Source organism: Pseudonocardia sp. SID8383 (assembly GCF_009864975.1).
Taxonomy (GTDB): domain Bacteria; phylum Actinomycetota; class Actinomycetes; order Mycobacteriales; family Pseudonocardiaceae; genus Pseudonocardia; species Pseudonocardia alni.
The window spans coordinates 1-318 of record NZ_WWFY01001104.1; the positions used below are offsets into that span (position 1 = coordinate 1).

The following is a 318-nucleotide window of genomic DNA, read 5'->3' on the forward strand; positions in this document are numbered from 1 at the left end:
CGTGTCGCTGCACGCGGACGGCGCGGCGGCCTCGGCCGGCGGGTTCCACGTCGCCTACGCGGAGCCCACCGTGCACGGGACCGGACCGGCGTCGCTGCGCCTGGCCACCGGGCTGCGGGACGCGCTGCGCTCGGCCGGGTTCGCGTCGGCCGGTTACATCGGCCGCGACGGGCTCGACGGCCGCGAGGACCTGGCCGGCCTGAACACCTCGACCGTGCCGACCGCGCTGGTGGAGGCGGGCAACATGCGCAACGCCGACGACGCCGCCGTGCTCACCGACCCCGCCGGGCGGGACCGGATCGCGGCGGCGGTGGCCGC

Annotated in this window: 1 protein-coding gene; it reads left to right on the plus strand. The window is 78.9% G+C overall.

Annotation, left to right across the window (positions count from 1 at the left end; all coding sequences use genetic code 11):
- Positions 1–318 (plus strand): N-acetylmuramoyl-L-alanine amidase (locus GTW08_RS26510; protein ID WP_202417729.1); only part of this gene is annotated, 318 nt, incomplete at both ends.